Origin of the sequence: Niallia sp. FSL R7-0271 (assembly GCF_038005785.1) — a bacterium.
Lineage (GTDB): Bacteria > Bacillota > Bacilli > Bacillales > Cytobacillaceae > Niallia.
This window is the reverse complement of sequence record NZ_JBBOTZ010000003.1, coordinates 164,717-189,696: the sequence shown is the minus strand read 5'-3', so window position 1 is coordinate 189,696 and position 24,980 is coordinate 164,717. Positions and strand designations below refer to the sequence as shown.

Here is a 24,980-nt window from a genome sequence, read left to right as displayed (position 1 = left end):
TCCATAGACATCTCGTTTGTTGTTCAACCTTTTATGCGAAGTAACCGTAATGCATTTAAAATTACAATTAGGGCTGCTCCTGTATCACTTAATACTGCCATCCAAAGTGTTAACCACCCTGGGAAAATCAATACTAAAGCAATAACTTTTATGAGGATAGAGAACCAAATGTTTTGCTTTATAATGCTTAAAGCTTTTTTACTTAATTTAATGGTATGTGGCAGTTTCTCTAAATTATCTGCCATTAACACAATATCTGCTGTTTCCATGGCAGTATCTGTACCAGCCCCACCCATTGCGATTCCTAAATCAGCCGTTGCCAAAGCTGGTGCATCATTTATGCCGTCACCAACCATTGCTACTTTGTATCCTTCTTCTTGCAATTTCTTTACCGCATCGACTTTATCTTCAGGAAGTAAGTTAGCAAAATATCGATTTACATTCGCCTTAGAAGCAATCAATTTAGCTGTTCCTTCATTATCTCCTGTTAACATAACCGTTTGCTTGATACCACTAGATAATAGTGATTTTAACGCAACGGCAGAGTTTTCACGTATAGTATCAGCAACCGAAATAACTCCCAGAATATCGGTTTTTGTCCCTATGATAACTACTGTCTTCCCATTATTTTGCACTTCATTTACATACGCTTCAACCGTACCTAATGGGATGCTCATGCCTTTAAACAGTTTCAGGTTTCCTGCATAGTATATTTCTCCAGTGATGGTAGCTTGCACACCTTTTCCTACAATGTTTTTGTATTCTGCTCCATCTTTAGCTGGCTTCCCTAGTTCTCTTACATGATCTACAATTGCTTTAGCAATAGGATGAGTAGAATATTCTTCCAAAGTTAGAGCTATGGATAGCAATTCTTCTTCAGAACCGCTAAAGGTTTTAATGTCTGATACTTTTGGTTTCCCTTCTGTCAGCGTACCCGTTTTATCAAAAGCAATTGCATTGATGGCCCCAGCAGCTTCTAAGAAAGTACCACCTTTTATTAGGACACCATTTCTAGCAGCATTGCCTATGGCAGATACAATCGCAACAGGAGTGGAGATAACTAGGGCACATGGACAAGCAACCACTAATAACTCAAGCCCTTTATAGAACCATTCTCCCCATGTTCCAAATCCAATCAATGGAGGAATAACAATAACAGCCATAGCAGCTATAAATACGATAGGTGTGTAGATACTTGCAAATTTGTCCACAAATGCTTCTGTTGGTGCTTTTTGTTCTTGTGCTTCTTCTACTAAATGGATGATTTTAGAGATAGTCGTATCTTCCGCCAACTTCGTTACTTTTATTTCTAATAAGCTATGTTCATTTATTGTACCAGCGTATACAGAATCACCTATAGCTTTATCTACTGGTATAGATTCTCCCGTTATAGGTGCTTGGTTTACACTGGATTCACCCTGAACAACATCGCCATCCAAAGCAATTCGGTCACCAGGTTTTATAACGATAGTAGTACCAACCGAAATCTCCTCAACAGGCTTTTTGATTAAGTCATTTCCAATCTTAACCCAAGCCTCCGATGGAGATAAATCCATTAAACTTCGAATAGAATTTCTAGTTCTTTCAATGGACTTTGTTTGCAGGTAATTACCGATAGCGAACAACCAGACTACTGTGGCACCTTCCAACCATTCTCCAATTAAAGCAGCTCCAATTGCGGCCGCTGACATTAGCACGTTCATATCAAGGGATCGGCTCTTAATGGCATAAAACGCACTTTTCACTGGCTTATAACCGCTAATTACGATAGCACCAGCGTATAGAATAGTGGATACAAACGAAGGAACGGATAAATAAGATAGTAAAAAACCTAAAACGATAAGAAGTCCCGAAGAGATAATAATCCAGTTTTCTTTTTTACTTTTCGGTTGTTCCACCGTTGATTTCTTATTTGATTTCAAACTAGCACTATACCCAATTTTATCCACTTCTGAGATTATTTCGTCTACACTATTGGTATGTTCTATTTTCATTTTTCCTGTAGAGAAATTAACACTTACCTCTTTAACAGAAGGGTTTTTATTAAAGTGGTTTTCAATGCTTTTGGCACAGCTACCACAGTCCATTCCCACGATATCATAAGTTCGTAAATTTTTGTTTTGTTGCAGCACTTCAGCCGAATATCCAAGTTTCTTTATTTCCTTTTCAATAGGAATGAAAGCAGACGAATTAGCAGCGGATACCTGCATTTTTGCCGTACTGTAATTTACTTTTACCATCTCGATACCTGGTAATGATCCTAATCCTTTTTCAATGGTCTTGGCACAAGCAGGGCAATCCATTCCAGTAACAAGGAAATCTTGCCTTTCTCCAGCATTAGTTTCCATTATATTTTCTTCGACTTCAATTGTAGTACTACAACAAGAGCTAGCCTTTTCTTCAGACTTACTAACTTGAGAAGCACAGCAATCACTTACTTTTTCCGCTGAGTCATTACTGCAACATGAGTCCTTCTCCGGCTCTTTAGTACTGTTGCAGCAGCTACTTGCCACCGGTATCACATTAAATAGCTCAGATGTATTCGATGGTTTCTTTTTATTGGTCGAACAGCAACTTGAGCTTATTTCTTTCATTTCTTCTTTCGAGGAACTTGAACTGCAACATGTACTTTCGTCTGTCTCTTTGGAATTACTGCAACAGTTGCTTTCAACTAAAATCACTTCAGAAGTTTCTTCTGTTTTTTTCGTTTCGTTTGAACAACAATTTGTTGTGGTAATTAGTTTATTATCTTTATTTTCATTATTTGAACCACAGCATTTTTCAGGCACTATTATTCACCTCACTCCATATGATTTTCACAACAAATAACGTCATTCTGAACATCATTTAGAACTACATCAAACATATCTAATAAATCACGAATATATTGGTTTCTCAGACTATAAAAGCAATATTTGCCTTCATTTCTTCCAACGATAATGCCACAACCCTTTAAACAGGCTAAATGTTGAGAAATATTCGATTGATTTCCTTTTATCTGCTCGACAATTTGTGATACAGTTTTCTCCTCATTTTTCAGACATTCTAGAATCTGAATTCGAGTTTTATTCGAAAAACCATGAATTAGTTTGACCTTCATATCCAAAGTGCTATTTTGCATAATTACCCCCTCGTATTAGTTGTTTCTAATATGTCTAATACCATCATATTAACTTTCACTAATATGTGTGTCAATAAATTACTGTTTTTTAATGTGAGAAATAAATTCTTAAATAAAACTAGCCAATTAAAAAAGTCTGGAGATGTCTCTATCTCCAGACCACACTTTATTTTATGAAACAATATAGGGTTCATTCTATTGTTTCCTCTATGCTCCTTCGCTAAACGCTTTAATAATAGGGCATTGATTCATGGAAGATCCTGAACCTTCACATAGCTCTGATAACTGTTCTAATGTCTCTTTCATGTTCACAAGATCATGAATTTTTGATTCAATCTCCTGAATCTTTTATGCTGTAAATTCTTTTACCTTTATAGCATCACTTTCTTGTCGACATCCAAAAGCTATTTAATTTCTTCTAAGGTAAATCCAAGTTCTTGAGCTCTTTTGATAAATGAAATGCGTTCGATAGCTTCGTCTGGAAATCGTCTGTATCCAGATTCTGTTCTTGGAGGTTCTACTATTAACCCTCTTTTTTCGTAATAACGCACCGTTTCAAGGTTCACTTTCTCCGCATTCGCGACTTGACGGATCGTTAGACCTGTCACATCATTCCTCTCCTTTCATTATTAGTATAAAGCCCGTACCTTGCTACAGAGTCAATAGGTTTTTAAACATTTTTTTATGATCGTTTGAAAAAATTAGATTTTCATTTTCACAATCATCCAATTTATTCATCATGCGTGATACAACCTACTATCTTTTTTGACTTTCGTTTTTTCAACAGCCACTGGTTTGTTTACCTTTTCGTTCCTCCAAATGATTTAAATACCTCCGATACCTACAATTTAAGCTAATAGATAGAACAACTCATCCATTCAGTAATCCTCCAGATTTTCTGTCATTTTATATAAGGTTCCCTGTGATTGATGATTTAATAAAAGGGAATTATCATCCCTTAGAAAAAATTTAGAAAAAGGGAAAAGAGTTAGGCTGCTTCCCTAACTCTTCATGAACTTAAGCTATTCATTGTCATAAATCAGGTTGTATCTCTATCAACAAATTAAAGGAGGTAACATTGTTTTAGAATCACTTGTCATTATTTAGAAATAACCTTAAGATTGAATGTTTACTTTTCATTTAATACTTTTCGTTTCAGCTGATATTCTTCTTCGTTTATTTCACCTTTGACATATCGCTCTTTTAATAATAACAATGGACGGTCTGTCACGCTACTTTTTTTCATCAACTGGCGAACGACCATATAAATGGTCACTCCAATCAGAATAATCAAGAGAAATAATCCAATGCCCATCATGAGACACATTCCCATCATAGAATTACCACTCATTATTCCTCCCATCATTCCATCCATCATAATCTTCAGCTCCTATCTAGATTACTTTTCTAATAACCGCGTAAAACAGTATAGACTACGTGCTTGACTTATATCAAATGAAGATTTATTACAATTGCTATACCTACTGTTGTATCAACTTGTATATATGCTCACAACTAGTTTTTTATATAATACGTTTCGTTTCTCATTACATTGAGACATTGTTTCTAGGAAATTCCTTGATCACGGCGTATGGTTCTTTTGCTCTTTTAAAGAATGAATCTCCTTCGTAAGATTATGGTTTTGTTCAATCAAATCTGCCATTTTAATATGAAGTGATTGTAATTCTGTCTGTGAAACTTGCTGATGGTCTGAATTTTTAATTTTATCTTTATTCCCACTAAACATACCTTTCATACAGAACAGCATCATCAAAGGGCATAAAAGAAGGATTAAAATCTGTACCAATGTCATGTCGTTCACTCCTTTTTCTCGTTATGACAAGAGTATAAACAAAAAATGTGTTGAAACTTTGTATAAATGAAGGAGAAATCAAGTAGTTTATTTTTACATCTTTTGAATTTAAGACTTTCCCACATTAGATTTCGATTCATTTTTCCATTTATAAATTGATTAAAATACAAAATTCCCTTTAACATTGCGTTAAAAGTCAATCTGTAATTGATTCAGAATTTAATAAAAGAAAACGGACCAGTTTCTAACTCTGACTGGTCCGTTTTCCGTTTTATTTTACTAATTCACCTTTCACTTTTTCGTACTCCTCAAAGGAGATTTCTCCTCGAGCTAAACGAATTTTCAGCTGATCAAGAGGACTTACGTTTCCTACCGGTTCACTTTTTGTCGTATGTTTCTTTTTATTTGTTGGTCCACAGCACATAACCAATTCCACCTTTCCTTATAATGATGTTTCCTTAGGTTTTAAGCTATTATCTTTTGAATCAGATTGACCTTCTTTATTTTGAGATGATTCCATGAATTTGTTGCAACTTTCCATCATCTCTTTTCCTTCAGAAGAGTCCATGGCCTCCATCATATTGCCCATATTTGAATCCTTCATCATGCCTGACATATTTTCATCATTCATCATGTTTGACATGCTGTCACTGTTCATCATTTGACTATCATTATTATTTATTTTTTCAGCAAATGTTGTATTTCCTATAGCCAAGACGGCAGCTAATGTAAGGCCCAAAACTGTGAATGTTATCTTCTTTTTTTTCATCTTGTTTCCTCCTTGTCTCTTGATAGTTTTAGTATAAACAATAGGTTTGTTTATACCTTGTTGATTATTTGAAGAATATATGAAGTACTTTTTCTTTTCTATTTATGGAGGAATGCACTCTTCTGTTTAAATTCTTCCTCTGATATTTCACCTTTGGCAAATCTCTCCCTCAGTAGGTGAAACGCTGGGTTTTTCTTTTTCGTAAAGACCTTCATGATTAAAGACATCAGTCCATAAATTAAGAATCCAATCCACCAATTAGAAGCACAAATATGGAGGAATATAACATCATAACTCCATCCCTCCCTTTAATGATTTTTTTCGTCAATTCCTTTCCCTTGATCAGCCACTTTGATCCATTGGGTCGCTTTATCATATGAAACATATACATCTTTTTTAAACGTGGCGAATGCCATTTCCTTCCCGTTTACTGGATTCCCAGAAATATAGGCAATAGCATCTTCTTCCTTTATGTCAGGAATGTTGATTTCTTCCGACAGATTATTTTCAACATTCAACTCTACCAGATAAGCTTGTTTATCATAACCTCCAACAAATAGGGTTCCATTTGTTTTGAAGTACAGTGATGTAGCTTGACCTTTTGAAAAAACTTTTTCAAAGTTTTGTCCATAGTCTTTAGAGAGATATACCCCACTTTGGGTTCCAATCGCCAGTACAGTCTCGTTTGAAGGATGGACAGCTAATGCAGTCGGTTCCTCACTTATTCCTTTCATGGCACTTTTTGTCCACTTTTTGGTCTCATCGGTTGAATAGTAAAGACCCGTATAATCCATTCTTGAATTGGGTTGCGGGTTTATCACGTATATTGCATGTGATTTATACCCAACACCCATCATATGAAAGTCTATTTCCTCATAGAGGTCTAACGTTTCAAAGGTTTTTCCTTCATCTGTACTTTTGACAATTCCAAAAGGATTCTTCTTATCTGACCCAGAAGCAGGATGCCCACTACTGTAAAAACCATCATCTACAGAAGAAAAGCCCATGTAATCATGTTTTTCTCCTTCAGCACTACCCCAGTGCCCTTCTGAATACGTTTTTAATCCATCATGCGCAGGAATGATCATTTGTTTTCCATCCGTGGAATATCCTAAACCGTGTATATGTTCCAGGTATGTTCCTTTGCCTACAGTCAATTTGTCTCCCATAACGGATAGGCTACCAGTAATCAAAACTCCTATCAGGGATAATATCCATCCCCAATTTATTAGTTGTAGGTTCTTCTCTAACCGTTGTCGTTTGATTCGATCCTCTTTTTTCTTTACATTTTTTAGACCCTGTACTTTCTTTTTTACCACCATATAGAAAGCAATGAACAAGATCAATAATAGGCCCATTGCCAGCAATCCAAAGGTGCTCATTGGTAATCCTGATTGCGTTTCCTCCGCCCCGCCATGGGCGAAGACTGTACTGGGTATTAAGACTAAACCTACACTGATTGGATAAATAAGTGATTTAAACTCTCGCATTTATGAATCTCTCCTCTTCCTTTTCATTACGTAATAAATGACTCCTACGATAAGGATTGGTATGCCTATCCAAAGGCAAATTTGGAGGAAATTTGTGAAATAGGATCGAATGGATCCGGTATCCATCATCCATGTTGCGGACATGGTCAAACAAGTTAATCCAATGACCACCAAGAACAAAGCAATAATCCAGTCCAACCTTTTCATTCCTCTTCCTCCTCTTTTTTTATATCAGGTGAAATCAAGAACGTGATCTCAAAGCGAGTTCCTTTTCCTACCTCACTAAACGCTCGGATAGACCCTCCTTGTTGCTCCACCAGGTTTTTGACAATCGCCAGGCCTAATCCTGTTCCCCCAAATTCACGCGAACGAGATTTTTCAACCCGATAAAATCGTTCAAAAATATAGGTTAGTTCGTCCTCAGGAATTCCAATGCCTGTATCTTCCACAGAAATCTTCACGACATCATTCTCTTTCGGCATTTTCGCTAAAATCGTCCCTTGTTCTGTGTAACGGATAGCATTGTCCAGCAAGTTCATAAAAACCTGCGCCATACGATGACCATCACAATAGACAAATGGCAGGTCAGGTTGGATATAAGCTCGCATGTCCAATCCTTTTTCTTGGGCTCTCCATTTTGTTTTTTGAATAGCACTATTCAGCACTTCCGATAAATCGATCCATTCAAAGTGGAAGCCAATCTTTCCCTCTTCAATTTTGGAAAGTTCAAACAGGTCTCCAATTATCCTTGTCAAACGGATGGATTCCTGATGAATGATATCGAGGTATTGCTCTTTTTCTTCTTCTGAATCATACAACTTCTCCTTTAATACTTTTGCGTAGCCCTCTATACTCGTCATTGGCGTTCTTAACTCATGAGAAATGTTCGAAAAAAACTCACTCCGGGATTCACGATACTTTTGTAGGTCGAGTGCCAAATCGTTAATCGCTTGGGCTAACGAGCCCATCTCGTCTTTCGATGGTGGAGTGACACGAGTTTTTAAATCCCCTTTGGCTATCTTTCGAGTGGCTTTTTCCATTTGAATTAAGGGGTCTGATAACTTTTTTGAAAGGATATACGTGAAAGCAAGCGCAAGAAAGAAAGCGCCCATTCCCGATAACCATAACATACTTCGTATTTTTTCTAGAGACTCGTCAATCACATTAACAGAGGATACTACATAAACCCCACCATTAAATTGGTCTTTAGAAATAATAGGTGTCCCTGAAACTAGGTACCTTTGGTTGTCTAGGGGTTCTATAAATTCCTTTTCAACAGATTTTCCTTGTAATAGGGTTTGAACCTCTTCCTCTGGTATCAAGGTACCTTGCACTGAACTAGGTACACCTGAAGTAACAATGATAGTCCCCTGAGCGTCAACCATATATAACTTGATCTTTGAAAATTCCGACATCATTTCCAACATGTATGGGATTTGTGGATTGTTGGATGCTGCGATCGATTCGGCATAACGCGAAGACAAATCCTCAATCTCTGCTCGAACTTCTTGATAGTAAAACCCTGAAAAGGCTCGATCGATGACAAATCCGAGGGGAAGTAACACCATTAGAAAAAGCAAAAGGATGGTTCCGCCTAGTTTAATGACAATACGGTTCCAGATCATTTTCGCTCGTCTGTCCATTGAAACTTATATCCAACTCCCCATACCGTTTGAATAGGGTTAAAGGATAATTCTGCTTTTCTTACTTTTTCTCGTATATTTTTCACATGAGTATCTACTGTGCGAAAATCTCCAAAATAGTCGCCTCCCCAGACTTTCTCCAACAGGTTCTCGCGTTCAAAAGCCCGACGAGGATTTTCAGCTAACACAAACAGCAATTCAAACTCTTTAGGGGTTAGATCTATAGGCTGTTCTCGAACCAACACTTGTCTACCCTCCGGATCAATCGTCAGGTCTAAATTAGTAATGACTCTTGAGACGGTTGTTGTTTGAGAGATGCTTGATCTTCTAAGAAGGGCAAACACACGAGCTATCAATTCGTCTGAATCAAAGGGTTTTACTAAGTAGTCATCTGCCCCCATAGTTAATCCCTTTACCTTATCTTTTGTTTCTGTGCGAGCCGTTAACATCAAGATAGGTGTATCTTTCGTTTCGCGAATTTTCTGACACACTTCCCATCCATCCATATCAGGCATCATGACGTCCAAAATAATAAGATCAAAAGATTGCTGTTCTGCCAATCGGACTCCCTCGTACCCATTTTTAGCTTCCATTACCTCAAAACCATTCTTGGCGAGATAAATACGAAGGAGATTCCGTACATTCCATTCATCATCTATCACAAGTACCTGCAATTTATTCATAAGAATCCCTCAATCCTGAGTTTTTATCTTTATTTTCCCTATTTGAATCCATTTTACCCGGTCTTAATCCTCCTTGATCTATTATAAAAGGTAAGTTTGTTGAAAGAATTAGTAAAATGTGTTGGAATTATGAAGATGCGAAGTATGGGGAGTTTGCTCATTAAATCCGTATATCTTTCCTTTGTCATTTAATTAATTAGGGGAATACCATAATTATAGTTGACACCGTTAAGGTGAGTATGCCAACAATACGCAAAAGAATTAGCATCAAAATTATATCTAACAGATTACCAATATCGAATCAATAGCAAAATACAACTGCGTTCCGACAGTCGCAGATAATGTCAACACAAGTACTTATTTAAAAGCTATTTTTCCGTTGTACATCGGTTTCTGAAGTGACTCGTACACAACAACAGAATAGGCGGGATAACTGCGAGTTGTGGGTAACCAGCCAAGTTAAGCCGATCCATACAAAATTCAGTCTAAGAATACGAGCGAGAACCCCAAGCATCAATATGAGCGTTAGAGTTAAAATCGATATAATAAATGTCCATTCGCTAGCATTCATCACCAACGGTAGCAAGCCCGTTGCAATAGACGGTGCCAAGTTCGATTGAATGATACGCAAAAAGAGCATCATGAGTACCACGGTAAGGATGACTTTTCCTAAATAAGCAATGTCTAATTGATTCACCGCGATGCCTAACGCAGCAGTGATGGACGGAGCAAGAAAAATCTTGGATGGTTGTCTGATCCATCCGGCTTCTCGGTATACCCACATGGCAATAGCCATTGCCGCAACTTCCGGCAAAATAATCTCATGATCGTTTAACATCACCGAAGCCGTAATCATTGCAATAATGAATGTAATCGCAATCCTATAAGAAATAATCGTTCCTTTCTTTGAAACAGCTGAATTCATGGTTATTTACTCCTTTTGTTCGTATCATTTCCATCATCCACAATAGCTGATTTAAACACCCGATTTTGTAAACATAACAATGCTATTACAAGGGTGAAATGATGTTTACCCTTGCAATTAGCTGTTTATTTACCTAATCCGGCAGCTTTTAAAGTTTCAATATCAATACTGTTGTTCATACAGTAATCCACTAATTTCTTATTAATTGCAACGGCAGGAACGGATTTTACGCCATAGGCTTTTGCTTTTTCTTCCCATTCAAGTGTGTCGCATTTTTTGTTCAGATCATAAACTACAACCTCACAATTATCACAAGCTAAATCTTTTACTTGCCGCACAGCATCTTCACACACACTACAACCTGCCGTAAATACTTCGATTAATTTTTTAGCCATAACTAATTCACTAATTCTAATAAAATTTTCATAATTGGATACTGAGCTTTCGGTACTCCAGAACCAGGGCATTTATCAACCAAACCCTCTAACAAGATTTTATGTCGTTTAAATCACAAATTTTTTTTCAGCCTCTTTAATTTTACACGATGCAAAGTTGAGCATTTCCTCTGAATGAAATTCTTCATCCCCGTTTGATGCGGCTAGTAAATCTTTAAATTCTTCAAGAGTAAAACCTAAATCCTGAGCTCGCTTAATAAACTCAATATCTTGAATAACTTCCTTAAAAATATTATTAGGGTAATTAATACTAAGCCCACAAGTACAATAGTAATATTTTGCATATGACTCTCCTAATTATTTTTTAGGTGAAATTCAACAATTAGTTTATATTCCTAAAGGTAATTGCATAAAAAACAGCATCATTATCAGCTTAGTTACTAAGATAATGATGCTGTTTTTAACTAATTATAAAGATTTAAGAAAAAGGTTCATCATTTGTTACTTTTAGTATTCTCATAGCATTCAATACTGCGATAAGTGTAACTCCTACATCAGAAAATACGGCTTCCCACATTGTTGCAATACCAAAAGCCCCTAACAATAGAAAGATTGCCTTTACTCCTAATGCGAAAATAATGTTTTGCCATACAATACGTCTAGTCCGCTTAGCAAGTGAGATTGCCGTGGCTATTTTAGAAGGTTCATCTGTCATAATAACAATATCAGCCGCTTCAATTGCTGCATCTGAACCTAACCCCCCCATAGCCATTCCTACATCTGCTCTAGCTAATACTGGAGTATCATTAATACCGTCTCCAACAAACAAAATTTTGTCTTTAGCATTCTTAGAAGCATCTAATTTCTCTATTTCTTCTACTTTATTTTGCGGAAGTAACTCTGCATGAACCTCATCTACCTCAAGTAATTCTCCTACCCTTTTTCCAACCACTTTAGAATCCCCTGTTAACATTACGGTCTTCTTGATGCCTATTCTTTTTAGTGTTTGTATCGCGCTATAGGAGTCCGCTTTTATTTGGTCTGAAATTGCAATGGAACCTACGAATTGTTTATCGTATGCAACATAAACAATCGTACCAATTTCGTTATTCCGATAAAAATCAACCTTTTCTTTTTGCATAAGCTTATCGTTTCCAGCTAGTATTTCTTTTCCGTCCACCACTATAGAAATACCATGACCAGCTATTTCATTATAGTCTTGAATTAATTCTTCTTTTATCTTATCTCCAAATGCCTTTCTAATTGAGTCAGCAATTGGATGATTGGAGTGTGTTTCAGCATAAGCAGCAAACTTAATTATTTCTTCCTCTGAGTATCCATTAACAGGATAAACCGAGTCTACTTCAAATACACCTTTTGTAAGGGTTCCTGTTTTATCAAATACGACATACTTAACATCATTAAGTGCTTCCAAATAGTTACTACCTTTTACTAATATTCCTTTTTTAGAGGCTGCTCCAATTCCACCGAAAAAGCCTAAAGGAATAGAAACAACTAAAGCACAAGGACAGGAAATAACTAAAAAGATAAGGGCTCTATATACCCAGTCTGAGAAGGTAGCTCCACTAAAAAGTAAGGGTGGAACAATAGCTAACAGTAATGCAATAATTACAACAACTGGTGTATAGTAACGAGCGAATTTAGTGATAAAGTTCTCCGTTTTAGCTTTTCTATTGCTAGCATTTTGTACTAATTCTAAAATTTTAGAAACAGTTGATTCTCCAAATTCTTTTTTTACTTCTACCGTCAGAAGACCATTTTTGTTAATAAAACCACTTAATATATCACTTCCCACAGTTACATCACGTGGCACTGATTCCCCTGTTAATGCAGATGTGTCAACGCTCGAAGTTCCTTCTAATATAACACCATCTAATGGAACCTTTTCTCCAGGTTTAATTACAATAATATCGCCAATTTCAACATCTTCGGGTGATACTTTTTTGACATCTAATCCAACTTGAAGATTGGCAAAGTCTGGTCGAATATCCATTAAACTGCTGATTGATTTTCTAGAACGATTAACTGCAATTGATTGGAATAGCTCACCGACCTGATAAAATAGCATTACGGCTACACCTTCTGGATACTCCTGAATAGCAAAAGCACCGATTGTAGCAATAGCCATAAGGAAATGCTCATCGAAGACCTGCCCTCTTGTTATATTTTTTATTGCTCTTAATACAATATCGCCACCAACTATAACATATGCAAGTAAGAACACCATCAATTCGGTCATTCCTGTTATTGGCGCAAAAATCCCTAAACCAAAAATTAGTCCACCTAAGAATAAACGACTAATCATTTTTTTGATATCATTACTTCCATGCTCATGGGAATGGGAATGGGAATGGGAATGGGAATGGCCATGATTATGGTCATTTGCATCATTGTGGGAATGGTCATGATTATGGCTATGAGCATGACCATGGCTTATGAGTTTAGTATTCTTTCTCCCACTTTGTTTTTCAACTAACTTAACATGTGGCTCTAAACGATTAATTGTTTTCTTTGTATTTAATAATATACTTTCTTCTTCGTTACTTTCGTATCGCAAGGATATTGTCTGTGTAGCAAAATTCACATTACAATCCTTTACACCATTTATAGACGAAACTCCTCTTTCAATTTTCATTGCACAGTTAGCACAGTCAAGACCCTCTAATAAAAATTCCTTTTTTAACTGTTGTCTGACTTCTTCCATAAATACTCTTTCCCCTTTCTACAAGCGTTCGAAAAACTTATATATGACCAAATATTCATATAACCATATATGTATTATATACTATCCAAAACAAGTGTCAATGGTTATCAACTTTTAAGAATAAAAAAGGATGGTATAAACTCCACCATCCTTTTACCCCATATTCTTTCTAAATAATCTTCTTATTAATGGTGTTGTGCATGATCAATCATTTGTTCTAATACACCCATTACATGCGCATCATCACACGAATAAATCATAGTAGTTCCTTCTCTTTTATATTTAACAAGCCTCAAATTTTTCAGAAAACTTAATTGATGAGAAACAGTTGATTGTAACATCTCCAACCTTTCTGCTATTTCATTTACAGAGTGCGGTCTTTCTGCTAACAAATGCAATATTTTTATCCGTGTTGGTTCAGAAAGAGCCTTAAACGTTTGAGACACTATAAATAATGTTTCCTCATCCAGTTGATTTCTATATTGTTTTGTATTCCCCTCATTTTTTTCATGTAAAGATCCCATTATGTAATCCCCTTATTTAGTTCTAATTTCTCTATTATAGCATAAATATATAATTCCCCTTTTTTATTTACTAAAAAAAGCAACTGTTTACTATAATTCTAATGGGATATATTACACATTAATCTAAACTACTTTACCTTCCCGTATTTAAATATTATTTGTGGTATACAGAAAATTATTTTTTTAAAGCTAAAAGTCTTAATGCATTAAAAACAACAAGTATTGTGGATCCCTCATGTATTAAAACTGCTAACCCAATTCCAGTAAAACCAAATAAAGTTGCAGGTATCAGGAAAGCAGTAACGCCTAAACTTATCCATAAATTTTGCTTTATTATGGATTTACTTTTCCTACTTAGATTTATTGCAAAAGGTAAATCATTTAAATTATCTGCCATCAAGGCGATATCTGCTGTTTCTAACGCAACATCTGACCCTGCAGCACCCATTGCAATACCAACAGAACTTTTTGCCATAGCAGGAGCATCATTAACACCATCCCCTACCATAGCAACCTTCTTTTCAGTTTCTTTAAGATCATTTATTGCTTTAACCTTATCTTCAGGTAGTAGTCCTCCCCAAGCCTCTTTAATTCCGATTAATTTCGCAATACTATCCGCTACTCGTTGATTATCACCTGTAATCATTATCATTCGTTTTATTCCGTACTTCCGCAAACTTTTAATAACAGATTCAGCCTCTTCTTTTGGAATATCCATCAGTCCAATAATACCCAGAAACATTTCTTCTTTTTTTACTATCATCGCAGTATTTCCATTTGACTCCAATTCATTTAAACTGTTTGATAAATCATCGGGTAAACTAATGGAGAGGTGCTCCTCAAATAAACTTCTGTTTCCAATATAAATGGTTTCATTATTTAACTGTGCCGTAACACCTCTTCCCGTAACGGCTTTTAAACTATCTGCTTCTTCTATTGGTCTATTTCCGAGTTTCTCTACTCCACCTTTTACTATGGCGGCTGCTAGTGGATGATCACTTAATTTCTCTACCGCAATAGTAGTTAATAATAACTCTTCCTCACTAACATTATTAACAGTTACGATTTTATTTAGTTTTGGTTTACCCTCAGTCAATGTTCCTGTTTTATCAAAGGCTATTGCTTTTAATTCTCCTAAATTTTCAAGAGGTAACCCACCTTTTATTAATACACCTCCACGAGCAGCTCTTGCTACTCCACTTAATACAGCACTTGGCGTAGAAATAGCTAATGCGCAAGGGCTTGCTGCAACCAAAACTGCCATTGCCCGATAAAAGCTTTCACTAAATGTTTCATCTAAAACAAGAAAAGCAAAAAGAAGTAAAAACACCAATATAAGTATAGCTGGGACAAAATACTTCTCAAAACGATCAGTAAATAATTGAGTAGGCGATTTCTGTGATTCCGTTTCTTTCACTAATTTTATTAAACGACTTAAAGTCGAATCGTTAGCTTCTTTTAATACCTTAACTTCTAAAGTATCAGTACCATTAATCGTTCCAGAAAACACTCTACTTTCAGAAGGTAGATTTTTCTCCGATATATTATCTGGATTACTTATAGGAATTTTATCAACAGGCATGCTCTCACCCGTTATTGGAGCTTGATTAACACTACTCTTACCTTTCACGACAACTCCATCAGCTGATATTTTGCTATTTGGCTTTACAATTACAATATCCCCGACTGTCAAATCCTCTATAGGCACTTCTTTTTGATCTTTTCCAATTCGTACAATAGCTGTTCTAGGGGCAATATCAGCAAGGGCAGATATTGAGTTACGTGCTCTATTCATCGCAAAATGTTCTAGTGCATGTCCTGCACTAAACAGAAACAGTAACAATGCACCTTCAGCCCATTCACCAAGAAAAGCTGCCCCAATTGCTGCCAAGATCATTAGAAAGTCTATTTCAAATTTTCCTTTTTTTATAGATGAAATAGCTTCTTTAATCGTAAAAAATCCGCCAAAAAAATACGCTATAACATACAAAGTAATGGATATTAAACTGACATTATCTTTCGTTATACTTATCAGATAACCAATTCCTAATAAGGCACCACATAGTAATGAAAAAATAAGTTCTGTATTACCTCCAAAGATTCCTCCGTGATGGTGATTATTTTCATGGTTTTCTCCTTTATGAATTGAATCTTTCTGCTTTTTATTCTCCAAACTAATTACCTCCATTGGCTGGTTCGTTATTTCAGTGTAGTATTTCCTTAAATATGAGATATTGAAACAATTTCTTTAAAATATTATAGGCTTTATTAAGTGAATCCTCGTTTCATTTATCCTAAGTGGTAGAAAATAAAATAATAATCAATAGAAATCCAATATAAATTTAACTTATCCTAATTTTATGAGAAAAAACTCTGTTCAATATTTTAATCAGAGTTTTTTCTCAGTGTATTCATTGCTTTATATTACTGTGGTTCTCTAATTTCAACTGGTTCTTTCATCTCAAATGGACTATTTATTTCAATGAATGGCTCGTTTGATTCTTTAATTCCTAAATTATTTAACAGACTTATATCATCTGGATATCCCATATTATTTATTACACCTAAAAACTTATTTTTATTAAACATATTTTTTCACCTCCCAAATCTATTTTTATCTAAACTAAACTTTAATATGAATGATTTTTTTTGAAATTTTCTCCAACCATACAAAGTTCATTTTATTATTATAAACCTGAATACATTATTCATTTGCGGAGATAATATTTTTGAAAAGTAGATATGAGGAGGGGGAAAAAATGAGAGCACAAATTCTATCTACCCCACATTTAATTTTAATTATTATAGGAATAATTGGTGGTACACTTGCTAGAGTACTTATTTTAAGAGAGGACTATAGACAATATCCCACCTATCCAAATGGGGTTCTTAGCCAAATTGCACTTGGTTTTGTTGCATCAACATTAGGGGCAATTTTCATCCCTGCAATAATGACAAATAACGTTACAGCTGCTACTTTTTTAGCTTTGGCAATAACTCAATTTCAGGGTGTTAGAAAGTTAGAACAAGACAGCCTAAAATCCTTAGAAGAAACCGAATACACAAAACGCGGAAGTGCTTATATCGATGGTATTTCGAAGACCTACGAGGCGAGAAATTATATAGCTTTATTTGTTGCATTAACAATAAGTGTCATAGCTGAGTCACTCGAAACAATGCCAGTGTTCATCCGTATAAGCTTGGGAATATTAGGGGGGATTTTAATCTTTTTAATCTTAGTCCGTTTCTCAAAAGGAAAAACTATATCTGATTTTGCAGTAGTAAACCAAGCAAAGATAATTATAAAAAATAACGAGCTTTATGCAGATGATATGTTTATTTCTAATCGTATAGGTAGTATTCGTGGGCAAGAGATGATACTTCAAGAGGGGATAGCTGTTATTTTAAGCCCTAAACAAGAACACTATAGAATCTTCCTTGATAATTTTGGCCAAAGACAAGCTATTTTATTTGAAATCACCAGAACTCTTGGCTTAAAAAGGTACCATTTTACCAGAAAAGATTATTCTAACGGAAGAATTGCTTTTGTAATCGTACCTATAATTCATAATATTGATAATATGATTTCTTCTATTCTTCGCACCCCTGTTCTTGAAACAGTCCAAAAGAATCATAAATATTTACAAAAAAAGGAGAAATAAATGTGGAAGACATTAAAATTTTTGCCGTTATTGGAAGCAGTAGTCATACAAATGAAACAATTAACTCTGGAAATGCTCTTTTCATTCAGGCAAAAGAAGAGAATGAACAGCAATCGTTAGTAAGGGAAGTAGCACTAGCTGTTAGAGGGGATACAGTAAAATTAAGTAATGGTTTATATCTTGTTATAACTGCTGATCGCTAATTTTAAGAGTTAAGTGCTTTCGACTGAGATATCTTGGAATTATAATAAGAAGATTTTACTTTGTCCTTTTTTCCTAATTTTATAGGTATAAAAGATTCTTAAACCTTACCTATTCGATAATGTCTCTTTTAAATTTTCTTAATTAACTTTGCTGCTATAATCTCTAATGTTAGTAGGATAACCCTTTATCCACCTACTATTAGAAAGCATAAATTTCCGCAAACAACCAAGCAAATTTATGCCAAAACAGGTAACAATAAAAAAACTTTGAATATGACCAACGGCTGCATAACTTACCAAATAAAAAAGAAAACTGGACATATTAAACCATGCCCAGCTTAGAATACAATACATAAATTATTTTATCTTTATTAATAATATCCCCAAATTAAAGTTAAAAGTGTTCCAAAAACAGTTACCAAGGCGATAAAAACTCCGTAATAAATATTAATGTATATTACATTTTTATCTTTTGATTCACCTGCATGCATGAAGATTACTAATTGTACAATTGCCTGAATAAAGGCAGTAACTAGTAATATAGTAGATCCAACAGCAAATGACATATCCAAGAAATAAACAGTTAGTGCAATTGCGGTTAATATTAAGGAAGACACAAACCCAATCACATGTTTCTTTGGAAATAATTCACCCATTCTACATCATTCCTTTCAAGAACACAAAACTATAAAGGAAGATCCAAACTACATCGATAAAATGCCAATATAGTGAGAATATAAAAGCTTTATTGGCAGTTCTTTCATTTATCCCATCTCTTATTACCTGCAAAATAATCATTGTTCCCCAAAGAATTCCAAATGCTACGTGAGCTCCATGAGTTCCTAAAAGAGTGAAGAGAATGGCAGTAAATCCGCTAGTTTGAAGAGTAGCGCCTTCATGTATATAAACAACAAAATCATAAATTTCGACTCCCAAGAATGCTAAGCCGAGTAATAACGTAAGAGCAAAAAAAGTGACCATTGCTTTCTGCTTTCTTAATCTCATAGCATTTATACCAAGGCCAATGGTAAAACTGCTTGCCAATAACAGTATCGTTTCAATAATCACTGGTAATATCTCGAATATTTCAGCACCTGTTGGTCCAGATCCTGTCCGATCAACGAGAGTAAAGTAGGAGGCAAAAAGTGTTCCAAACAACGCAATTTCCGCTCCTAGAAATATCCAAAAACCAAGTATATTTAACCGATTTTGTTCTGTACTATATTCAAGAGGCAAAGTATGATCTATTTTCATTATTTCGGACCTCCTAACGAATTTTCTATTTTCTCTACTGTTTCCTTAGGAATATATCTTCCGTTATCTTTTTCGTTTGATCTAAATGCTAAACAAATAAAGATAGCTACTGTTGCTAAAATTAATAAAATCCAAAGTGCAAATACAAAGGCAAATCCCCAAACAAAGAAGATAAAACCTAGAACAAAAGGCATGCCACTGTTATTTGGCATATGAATTTTATCTACTTTCCCTTTAAATAACTTATAACCCTTTTTCTTTGAATCCCAAAATGCTTCTGTTGAATCAACTGTAGGAGTTATAGCAAAATTGTACTCTGGGACAGGTGATTTAGTTGCCCATTCTAAAGATCTTGCATCCCATGGGTCGGAAGAAATATTTCTTGGTGCATTCTTGAAGCTGTAAAGAATATTGTAAACTATTAGGACAAACCCTACTAATAGTCCTAAAGCTCCTATAAAGGAGATCATATTCCATATACCAAAACCTGTTGACTCAGAATAGGTATACATTCTTCGTGCCTGCCCATCTAATCCTGAAATGAACATTGGGAAGAAAGTGACACAGACGCTTATAGAAATAAACCAGAAAGCCCATTTTCCAATTCTTTCGCTTAGCATGTATCCAAACATCTTTGGCCACCAATAAGTCAACCCAGCAAGCATTGCAAAAACAACCCCAGGAATAATTACTAAGTGAAAGTGAGCTACTAGAAACATTGTATTATGGTATTGGTAGTCAGCACTTGCCATTCCAAGCATTACTCCAGTCACTCCACCTATTGTGAAAATAGGGATGAATCCTAGAGAATATAGCATAGGAACCGTAAACTGTATTTTCCCCTTTCTTAAGGTAAACAGCCAGTTGAAAATCTTAATACCTGTTGGTACCGCAATAGCCATTGTAGTTACAGAGAATATACTATTTACTAATGCACCTTGTCCCATTGTAAAGAAATGGTGAACCCATACTAAGAAGGAAAGTACAGAAATTGCAACGATCGATATTACCATTGATTTATATCCATATAAATTTCTCTTAGCGAAGGTTGGAATAATTTCACTGTATATACCGAAAGCCGGCAATATGAGGATGTATACTTCTGGATGCCCCCACACCCAAAATAGGTTAGCCCAAAGCATATCCATCCCACCATCAGTGGTTGTAAAGAAGTTCGTACCAAACAGTCGATCCATTGTTCCCATGATTAATGCAATGGTTAAAATAGGAAAGGCAAATACAATGATTAAGTTTGTAATCAGTGCTGACCAAGTAAACATCGGCATTTTCATAAGAGTCATACCTGGAGCTCTCATTTTTAAGATAGTAGTAACAAAGTTAATACCTGTTATTAATGTACCTATTCCAGAAATTTGTAGTGCAGTCATGTAATAATTCGTACCTACAGATTTACTAAACTCAGTTCCGGCTAATGGGAAGTAAGAAGACCAACCAGAATCTGGTGAACCTCCAACTACGAAAGAAATATTGAATAACATGGCTCCAAAGAAATATAACCAAAAACTAACTGCGTTTAGCCTTGGAAAGGCGACGTCTCTCGCACCGATTTGCAGCGGTACTACAAAGTTCATAAGAGCCATGATAAATGCCATCGCCATAAATATAATCATAACTACACCATGTGTAGTAAAGATTTCATTATATTCCTGAGCATTTAATAAATTATTATCTGGAACCGCTGTTTGCGCCCTCATCATAATGGCATCGGCTCCACCACGGAAAAGCATTAATAATGCTGAGATTAAATATAAAATACCTATTTTTTTATGATCTACAGTTGTTAACCACTCTCGCCATAAATACCCCCACTTTTTTGTATACGTTATAAACACTAATGTCCCTATAACGGTAAGGGCTATTGCAACCATAGAAGCATAGATTGTTGGCCCTGGATTTGGAACAGCAAATCTATCGAAAAAATCCATACGGTAGTACTCCTTTCAGGAAAAAGATTTATTATTAATGGTTCATACCATCCATGTTCGTATCTGACATATTACCTGTCTCATTTGAATCTGCGGAATTCCCTTTTTCTTCATCTTCCGTATTCGCTTTCATATCATGAGGCGGTGGAGAAAAGCCCAAATGAGTTCCATTATAAGTTGACTGACCCAAATGACCAGGTTTTAACAATTCATTAAATTTTTCCTCTGTTAGTTTTTCTGCTGTACTTTTTACTTCTGTTACCCACTCCTTATATTCATCCTCCGGCATTGCCTGAACATTAAAAGTTTGCTGAGCAAATCCTTCTCCAGTGAAATTTGCATTACGACCTGGATATTCACCTGGTACATCTGCAGCTAGATTTAAGGTGTTCAGCATATCAGCCATTGCATATTTCTGGCCACCTAATTGCGGGATCCAAAAGCTAGAGATAGGTCCGTAAGAATATAACTTAAACTGTATTGGTCGGTCTGTAGGAATAAAGAGGTAGTTAACTGTCTCTATATCCTCTTCTGGGTAACTAAAGTGCCACTTCCAATTGGATGACGACGCATAAATAACAAGTGGTTCTTGACTATATCCCTTTGGTATATCTTCCACTTCATAGGTAGATTTGATTGTTATGAAGGATAAAAAAGCAACAATTAGAATAGGTATAGCTGTCCAAATTATTTCTAATTTTATGCTACCTTCAATATGAGGCGGTTCGTAATCCTCTTTTTGTTTGGAAGCCCTGTATTTCCATACCATATAAGAATATAAAGCTAATACAGAAACTACTACGATAGCCATTGTCCATATAGATATCTTAATAATATCGGCAGTTATTCTTCCTTGTGGGCCTTTTGGATCCAAAACCATTAGAGGCTCACACCCTGTTAAAAGAACAAGACTTAATATAGCTGTAAAATAAACAATCTTTTTTGTTTTCATCATCTGTATCCTTTCTTTAAAAAATTTGATTAATAAAGTCTTATCCCCCCTCACACTTAATCACTACATGCACACCTAACCATATTTAAATAAATATATATGTGCAATCATTCATTTAAATCTGATATTTTCACTATCTTTATAATGGTAACATATAAAAATAAATGTAATTGTGACGAAATTAAGAAGTAATATTTTTCCATTTTATTATTTAGTTACCAGATACTTCTGTGTTTTTGCTATTCAATATAAAACAAAATGTATTATAATAATACATGTTCACTTAGACATATTAAGTTAATCGTCAAGTGAGATACAATAGACATAAAAGAGGTGTAAATATGGAAACTAGCTACCTTAATAAATTTAAAAAATTAAATAATATCATGGTTATTTATCTTTTTATGGTATTTTTAATATGGTTAAAGACCTACTTTGTACAAATAACACAATTTAAATTAGGGATTGAAAACCTCTTACAGCAGTTTTTATTATTTTTAAACCCGCTTGGTTCTTCTTTATTATTTTTAGGCATAGCATTGCTATTTAAAGGACGAAAAAAATATTTTCTACTATTTGGCTTATATTTCTTTCTATCATTCTTATTGTATGCAAATGTTCTATACTATCGTTTTTTTAATGATTTCATTACCCTGCCAACTTTAACCCAAACTCAAAACTTTGGTGATGTAAGTAGTAGCCTCTCTTCATTATTAAAACCGTATGATTTTCTATTCTTTTTTGATTTTATTATGTTACTAATTTTATTTGCAGTGAAATTTATTAAAATCGACAATAGAAACTTAAAAAGAAAGCAGAAACTGGGTTTGTTTGCTATTGGTTTACTCTTGTCTGTAGGTAATTTGATTTTAGCGGAGACAGATAGGCCACAATTATTAACAAGAGGATTTGATAGAAATTATATTGTAAAGTACTTAGGTTTATATAACTACACTATTTATGATGGTATACAAAGTACAAGAGCTTCCGCACAAAGGGTATTAGCATCAAGTGACGAAATAACAGAAGTTGTTAACTTTACTCAAGCAAATTATGCTAAGCCTAACCCAGAATACTTTGGTATTGGTAAAGGAATGAACGTTATATATTTCCACTTAGAGTCCATTCAAAATTTTGTTATAAACTATAGTTTAAACGGCGAAGAGGTTACTCCGTTTTTAAACTCACTAACAGAAGATGAAAATACTTTATATTTTAATAACTTCTTCCATCAAACAGCACAAGGAAAAACCTCTGATGCTGAATTTATGATAGAAAATTCACTCTACGGCTTGTCTAGGGGTTCTGCCTTTACAACTAAAAGTGGTAATTCATACCAAGCTGCACCTGGTATTTTAGGACAACAAGGCTATACTTCTGCCGTTTTTCATGGTAACGCGGGTAGCTTTTGGAACAGAAACGAAATGTATAAATCTTTAGGTTATACTAATTTCTTTGATGAAAGCTATTATGATGACGTAGATCCTGAACAAATGACCGGGTATGGTATTATGGACAAGCCATTTTTTCAAAAGTCCGTTCCTTTACTTAATTCTCTTAAACAGCCATTTTATGCTAAGTTTATCACCGTTTCCAATCATTATCCTTATACGATGAATCAAGAGGAAACTTCTATAGAACCAGCTACTACAGGAGATAAATCTGTAGACAACTATTTTCAAACGGCACGTTACGCAGATGAGGCTTTAAATAACTTCTTTGATTACTTAAAGAAAACTGGTTTATATGATAACTCCATTATCATCATGTATGGAGACCATTACGGAATTTCCGAGAATCATAATACAGCAATGGAGAAAGTGATTGGAAAAGAAGTAACTCCCTTTGAATCAGCTGCACTACAGCGTGTTCCTTTATTCATTCGTGTACCCGGCCAAAAAGGTGGAACGATTGAAGAGTATGGTGGACAAATTGACCTGTTGCCAACACTATTACATCTTCTGGGTATTGATACGAAAAAATATATTCAATTTGGGACAGACCTTTTATCTGAAGACCATAATGAACTTGTACCATTTAGAAACGGTGACTTTGTAAGTCCAACCATATCATCAATTGATGAAAAATTTTACAATTCAAAAACGGGAAAGGTAATACAGGATGAGCAAACCATTGAGGCAAAAAGGCTTCTAGATAAGGTCACTACCACCCTTTCTCTTTCCGATAAAGTAGTAAATGGTGATCTTTTAAGATTCTATACTCCTAAAAACTTTAAACCGATAGATCCAAATGATTACTTTTATACAAGAACTGATAATGATAAAGAATAAATTTCATATCCAACAGAAGAACCTATCCAGTAACTTACTGGATAGGTTCTTCTGTTGGATGAAATATAACTTTGGTATTTGATATTATTAATATCCTTGTTTTAATAATTGGTTTATTGTAATAATTAGTTCTTCGTCGTCATGTCTATAAAAATTCTCTGACCCTTTTCTACACTCAATATATTTTACATTTGTTAAATAGTTTACTTGATTAGATATCATAGAACTAGACATTTTCAGTCTGTCAGAAATCTGATTTATTGTTAACTCTTTTTTATATATCAAAGATAATATTTTTATTCTTGTTGGATTTGTAAGTACTTTACAAAGACGTGAAAGTCCCTTTATATTTTCATCAGATAACAAAGAGTTGATATCTCTTTTCATTTACTTATCCCACCATCTTTCTAAAAAATAAATTAGAATGCACATCTATATTCTTACATGCGCACTCATTCATATATAGAATATATGAATATCCTTGTATTTGTCAAACTTTATACCACCAAATTTATTAGTAGGATTATTATAAGTTCCTCAGTAACCTTTAGTAACTTAATAGCCACTTCTTAGGATAAGTAGTG

Annotated in this window: 26 protein-coding genes and 1 pseudogene; 3 read left to right on the top strand and 24 right to left on the bottom strand. The window is 34.9% G+C overall.

Annotated elements, in window-relative coordinates:
- Window positions 1-23: 23 nt before the first annotated feature.
- From MKX82_RS28255 to MKX82_RS28170, 19 genes and pseudogenes are all read right to left on the bottom strand, one after another.
- On the bottom strand, window positions 24-2,594 hold the full coding sequence (locus MKX82_RS28255; RefSeq protein WP_341082245.1) for a heavy metal translocating P-type ATPase: 2,571 nt from the start codon (window positions 2,592-2,594) through the stop codon (window positions 24-26).
- Window positions 2,595-2,800: 206 nt separating this feature from the next.
- Window positions 2,801-3,121, bottom strand: a complete 321-nt coding sequence (locus tag MKX82_RS28250) for an ArsR/SmtB family transcription factor (RefSeq protein WP_127739801.1) — start codon at window positions 3,119-3,121, stop codon at window positions 2,801-2,803.
- A 404-nt stretch (window positions 3,122-3,525) separates the two neighbouring features.
- Complete coding sequence (locus MKX82_RS28245; RefSeq protein WP_127739802.1) at window positions 3,526-3,729, bottom strand: MerR family transcriptional regulator; 204 nt, start codon at window positions 3,727-3,729, stop codon at window positions 3,526-3,528.
- A gap of 521 nt (window positions 3,730-4,250) precedes the next feature.
- Window positions 4,251-4,499 (bottom strand): SHOCT domain-containing protein, encoded by a 249-nt coding sequence (locus MKX82_RS28240; RefSeq protein WP_127740022.1) that lies wholly within the window; start codon window positions 4,497-4,499, stop codon window positions 4,251-4,253.
- A gap of 204 nt (window positions 4,500-4,703) precedes the next feature.
- Complete coding sequence (locus MKX82_RS28235) at window positions 4,704-4,934, bottom strand: DUF2933 domain-containing protein (RefSeq protein WP_127739803.1); 231 nt, start codon at window positions 4,932-4,934, stop codon at window positions 4,704-4,706.
- 271 nt (window positions 4,935-5,205) lie between these two features.
- Entirely contained in the window at window positions 5,206-5,358 is a 153-nt protein-coding gene (locus MKX82_RS28230; protein ID WP_127739804.1) for an SHOCT domain-containing protein, read from the bottom strand.
- A gap of 18 nt (window positions 5,359-5,376) precedes the next feature.
- A complete protein-coding gene (locus tag MKX82_RS28225; RefSeq protein ID WP_127739805.1) occupies window positions 5,377-5,703 on the bottom strand; it encodes a hypothetical protein in 327 nt (108 codons plus the stop codon).
- A 98-nt stretch (window positions 5,704-5,801) separates the two neighbouring features.
- Window positions 5,802-5,918 (bottom strand): SHOCT domain-containing protein, encoded by a 117-nt coding sequence (locus MKX82_RS28220; protein WP_235856655.1) that lies wholly within the window; start codon window positions 5,916-5,918, stop codon window positions 5,802-5,804.
- A gap of 93 nt (window positions 5,919-6,011) precedes the next feature.
- A complete protein-coding gene (locus MKX82_RS28215) occupies window positions 6,012-7,193 on the bottom strand; it encodes a F510_1955 family glycosylhydrolase (protein WP_127739806.1) in 1,182 nt (393 codons plus the stop codon).
- Window positions 7,194-7,400, bottom strand: coding sequence for a hypothetical protein (locus tag MKX82_RS28210; protein WP_127739807.1), 207 nt, complete (start codon window positions 7,398-7,400; stop codon window positions 7,194-7,196).
- Entirely contained in the window at window positions 7,397-8,836 is a 1,440-nt protein-coding gene (locus MKX82_RS28205; RefSeq protein ID WP_341081996.1) for a HAMP domain-containing sensor histidine kinase, read from the bottom strand. Before MKX82_RS28205 ends, MKX82_RS28210 begins: the two co-directional genes overlap by 4 nt.
- On the bottom strand, window positions 8,815-9,519 hold the full coding sequence (locus MKX82_RS28200) for a response regulator transcription factor (RefSeq protein ID WP_341081994.1): 705 nt from the start codon (window positions 9,517-9,519) through the stop codon (window positions 8,815-8,817). Before MKX82_RS28200 ends, MKX82_RS28205 begins: the two co-directional genes overlap by 22 nt.
- Before the next feature lie 238 nt (window positions 9,520-9,757).
- Window positions 9,758-10,444: pseudogene (locus MKX82_RS28195) on the bottom strand (hypothetical protein); the annotation flags it as partial.
- A gap of 125 nt (window positions 10,445-10,569) precedes the next feature.
- Window positions 10,570-10,839 (bottom strand): glutaredoxin, encoded by a 270-nt coding sequence (locus tag MKX82_RS28190; RefSeq protein WP_341081991.1) that lies wholly within the window; start codon window positions 10,837-10,839, stop codon window positions 10,570-10,572.
- Between the two features lie 108 nt (window positions 10,840-10,947).
- The gene (locus MKX82_RS30525) at window positions 10,948-11,097 is read right to left on the bottom strand and encodes a MerR family DNA-binding protein (protein ID WP_366881119.1); all 150 of its coding nucleotides are present in this window, start codon (window positions 11,095-11,097) and stop codon (window positions 10,948-10,950) included.
- A gap of 220 nt (window positions 11,098-11,317) precedes the next feature.
- On the bottom strand, window positions 11,318-13,564 hold the full coding sequence (locus MKX82_RS28185) for a heavy metal translocating P-type ATPase (protein WP_341081989.1): 2,247 nt from the start codon (window positions 13,562-13,564) through the stop codon (window positions 11,318-11,320).
- A gap of 185 nt (window positions 13,565-13,749) precedes the next feature.
- Window positions 13,750-14,088, bottom strand: a complete 339-nt coding sequence (locus MKX82_RS28180; RefSeq protein ID WP_341081987.1) for an ArsR/SmtB family transcription factor — start codon at window positions 14,086-14,088, stop codon at window positions 13,750-13,752.
- A 175-nt stretch (window positions 14,089-14,263) separates the two neighbouring features.
- Window positions 14,264-16,261 carry a heavy metal translocating P-type ATPase gene (locus MKX82_RS28175; RefSeq protein ID WP_341081986.1) on the bottom strand — a complete coding sequence of 666 codons (1,998 nt, stop codon included), beginning with the start codon at window positions 16,259-16,261 and terminating at the stop codon, window positions 14,264-14,266.
- Window positions 16,262-16,512: 251 nt separating this feature from the next.
- Window positions 16,513-16,677, bottom strand: a complete 165-nt coding sequence (locus MKX82_RS28170) for a hypothetical protein (RefSeq protein ID WP_341081985.1) — start codon at window positions 16,675-16,677, stop codon at window positions 16,513-16,515.
- A 170-nt stretch (window positions 16,678-16,847) separates the two neighbouring features.
- Here MKX82_RS28170 and MKX82_RS28165 point away from each other — a divergent pair, with 170 nt between their 5' ends.
- Both MKX82_RS28165 and MKX82_RS28160 read left to right on the top strand, forming a co-directional pair.
- Window positions 16,848-17,750 (top strand): YIEGIA domain-containing protein, encoded by a 903-nt coding sequence (locus MKX82_RS28165; RefSeq protein WP_127739814.1) that lies wholly within the window; start codon window positions 16,848-16,850, stop codon window positions 17,748-17,750.
- A 2-nt stretch (window positions 17,751-17,752) separates the two neighbouring features.
- Window positions 17,753-17,953 (top strand): capping complex subunit for YIEGIA, encoded by a 201-nt coding sequence (locus MKX82_RS28160; RefSeq protein WP_341081982.1) that lies wholly within the window; start codon window positions 17,753-17,755, stop codon window positions 17,951-17,953.
- 371 nt (window positions 17,954-18,324) lie between these two features.
- On the opposite strand, the gene qoxD is transcribed toward MKX82_RS28160, so the two are convergent.
- From qoxD to qoxA, 4 genes are read right to left on the bottom strand one after another with little or no spacing between them, the layout of a single operon-like run.
- The gene (gene qoxD / locus MKX82_RS28155; protein ID WP_127739816.1) at window positions 18,325-18,609 is read right to left on the bottom strand and encodes a cytochrome aa3 quinol oxidase subunit IV; all 285 of its coding nucleotides are present in this window, start codon (window positions 18,607-18,609) and stop codon (window positions 18,325-18,327) included.
- Window position 18,610: 1 nt separating this feature from the next.
- On the bottom strand, window positions 18,611-19,207 hold the full coding sequence (qoxC, locus tag MKX82_RS28150) for a cytochrome aa3 quinol oxidase subunit III (RefSeq protein WP_127739817.1): 597 nt from the start codon (window positions 19,205-19,207) through the stop codon (window positions 18,611-18,613).
- Window positions 19,207-21,153 carry a cytochrome aa3 quinol oxidase subunit I gene (qoxB, locus tag MKX82_RS28145; protein ID WP_341081978.1) on the bottom strand — a complete coding sequence of 649 codons (1,947 nt, stop codon included), beginning with the start codon at window positions 21,151-21,153 and terminating at the stop codon, window positions 19,207-19,209. The genes qoxC and qoxB overlap by 1 nt, the downstream gene beginning before the upstream one ends.
- Window positions 21,154-21,187: 34 nt before the next feature.
- Complete coding sequence (gene qoxA, locus MKX82_RS28140) at window positions 21,188-22,105, bottom strand: cytochrome aa3 quinol oxidase subunit II (protein ID WP_127740026.1); 918 nt, start codon at window positions 22,103-22,105, stop codon at window positions 21,188-21,190.
- A gap of 341 nt (window positions 22,106-22,446) precedes the next feature.
- On the opposite strand from qoxA, the gene MKX82_RS28135 reads away from it, so the two are divergent.
- The gene (locus tag MKX82_RS28135) at window positions 22,447-24,396 is read left to right on the top strand and encodes an LTA synthase family protein (protein WP_341081976.1); all 1,950 of its coding nucleotides are present in this window, start codon (window positions 22,447-22,449) and stop codon (window positions 24,394-24,396) included.
- A gap of 87 nt (window positions 24,397-24,483) precedes the next feature.
- On the opposite strand, the gene MKX82_RS28130 is transcribed toward MKX82_RS28135, so the two are convergent.
- Window positions 24,484-24,783, bottom strand: a complete 300-nt coding sequence (locus tag MKX82_RS28130; RefSeq protein WP_341081974.1) for an ArsR family transcriptional regulator — start codon at window positions 24,781-24,783, stop codon at window positions 24,484-24,486.
- Window positions 24,784-24,980 lie beyond the last annotated feature (197 nt).

What these genes read in the sequence shown, in the direction of transcription:
- MKX82_RS28230 (WP_127739804.1), bottom strand. Translation starts at nt 5,358, where the DNA reads ATGTGCTGTGGACCAACAAATAAAAAGAAACATACGACAAAAAGTGAA.
- MKX82_RS28255 (WP_341082245.1), bottom strand. Translation starts at nt 2,594, where the DNA reads ATGAAAGAAATAAGCTCAAGTTGCTGTTCGACCAATAAAAAGAAACCA.
- MKX82_RS28165 (WP_127739814.1), top strand. Translation starts at nt 16,848, where the DNA reads ATGAGAGCACAAATTCTATCTACCCCACATTTAATTTTAATTATTATA.
- MKX82_RS28185 (WP_341081989.1), bottom strand. Translation starts at nt 13,564, where the DNA reads ATGGAAGAAGTCAGACAACAGTTAAAAAAGGAATTTTTATTAGAGGGT.
- qoxC (WP_127739817.1), bottom strand. Translation starts at nt 19,207, where the DNA reads ATGAAAATAGATCATACTTTGCCTCTTGAATATAGTACAGAACAAAAT.
- MKX82_RS28250 (WP_127739801.1), bottom strand. Translation starts at nt 3,121, where the DNA reads ATGCAAAATAGCACTTTGGATATGAAGGTCAAACTAATTCATGGTTTT.
- MKX82_RS28235 (WP_127739803.1), bottom strand. Translation starts at nt 4,934, where the DNA reads ATGACATTGGTACAGATTTTAATCCTTCTTTTATGCCCTTTGATGATG.
- MKX82_RS28225 (WP_127739805.1), bottom strand. Translation starts at nt 5,703, where the DNA reads ATGAAAAAAAAGAAGATAACATTCACAGTTTTGGGCCTTACATTAGCT.
- MKX82_RS28205 (WP_341081996.1), bottom strand. Translation starts at nt 8,836, where the DNA reads ATGGACAGACGAGCGAAAATGATCTGGAACCGTATTGTCATTAAACTA.
- MKX82_RS28130 (WP_341081974.1), bottom strand. Translation starts at nt 24,783, where the DNA reads ATGAAAAGAGATATCAACTCTTTGTTATCTGATGAAAATATAAAGGGA.
- MKX82_RS28190 (WP_341081991.1), bottom strand. Translation starts at nt 10,839, where the DNA reads ATGGCTAAAAAATTAATCGAAGTATTTACGGCAGGTTGTAGTGTGTGT.
- MKX82_RS28220 (WP_235856655.1), bottom strand. Translation starts at nt 5,918, where the DNA reads ATGAAGGTCTTTACGAAAAAGAAAAACCCAGCGTTTCACCTACTGAGG.
- qoxB (WP_341081978.1), bottom strand. Translation starts at nt 21,153, where the DNA reads ATGGATTTTTTCGATAGATTTGCTGTTCCAAATCCAGGGCCAACAATC.
- qoxA (WP_127740026.1), bottom strand. Translation starts at nt 22,105, where the DNA reads ATGAAAACAAAAAAGATTGTTTATTTTACAGCTATATTAAGTCTTGTT.
- MKX82_RS28180 (WP_341081987.1), bottom strand. Translation starts at nt 14,088, where the DNA reads ATGGGATCTTTACATGAAAAAAATGAGGGGAATACAAAACAATATAGA.
- MKX82_RS28135 (WP_341081976.1), top strand. Translation starts at nt 22,447, where the DNA reads ATGGAAACTAGCTACCTTAATAAATTTAAAAAATTAAATAATATCATG.
- MKX82_RS28170 (WP_341081985.1), bottom strand. Translation starts at nt 16,677, where the DNA reads ATGTTTAATAAAAATAAGTTTTTAGGTGTAATAAATAATATGGGATAT.
- MKX82_RS28215 (WP_127739806.1), bottom strand. Translation starts at nt 7,193, where the DNA reads ATGCGAGAGTTTAAATCACTTATTTATCCAATCAGTGTAGGTTTAGTC.
- MKX82_RS28200 (WP_341081994.1), bottom strand. Translation starts at nt 9,519, where the DNA reads ATGAATAAATTGCAGGTACTTGTGATAGATGATGAATGGAATGTACGG.
- qoxD (WP_127739816.1), bottom strand. Translation starts at nt 18,609, where the DNA reads ATGGGTGAATTATTTCCAAAGAAACATGTGATTGGGTTTGTGTCTTCC.
- MKX82_RS28240 (WP_127740022.1), bottom strand. Translation starts at nt 4,499, where the DNA reads ATGATGGATGGAATGATGGGAGGAATAATGAGTGGTAATTCTATGATG.
- MKX82_RS28210 (WP_127739807.1), bottom strand. Translation starts at nt 7,400, where the DNA reads ATGAAAAGGTTGGACTGGATTATTGCTTTGTTCTTGGTGGTCATTGGA.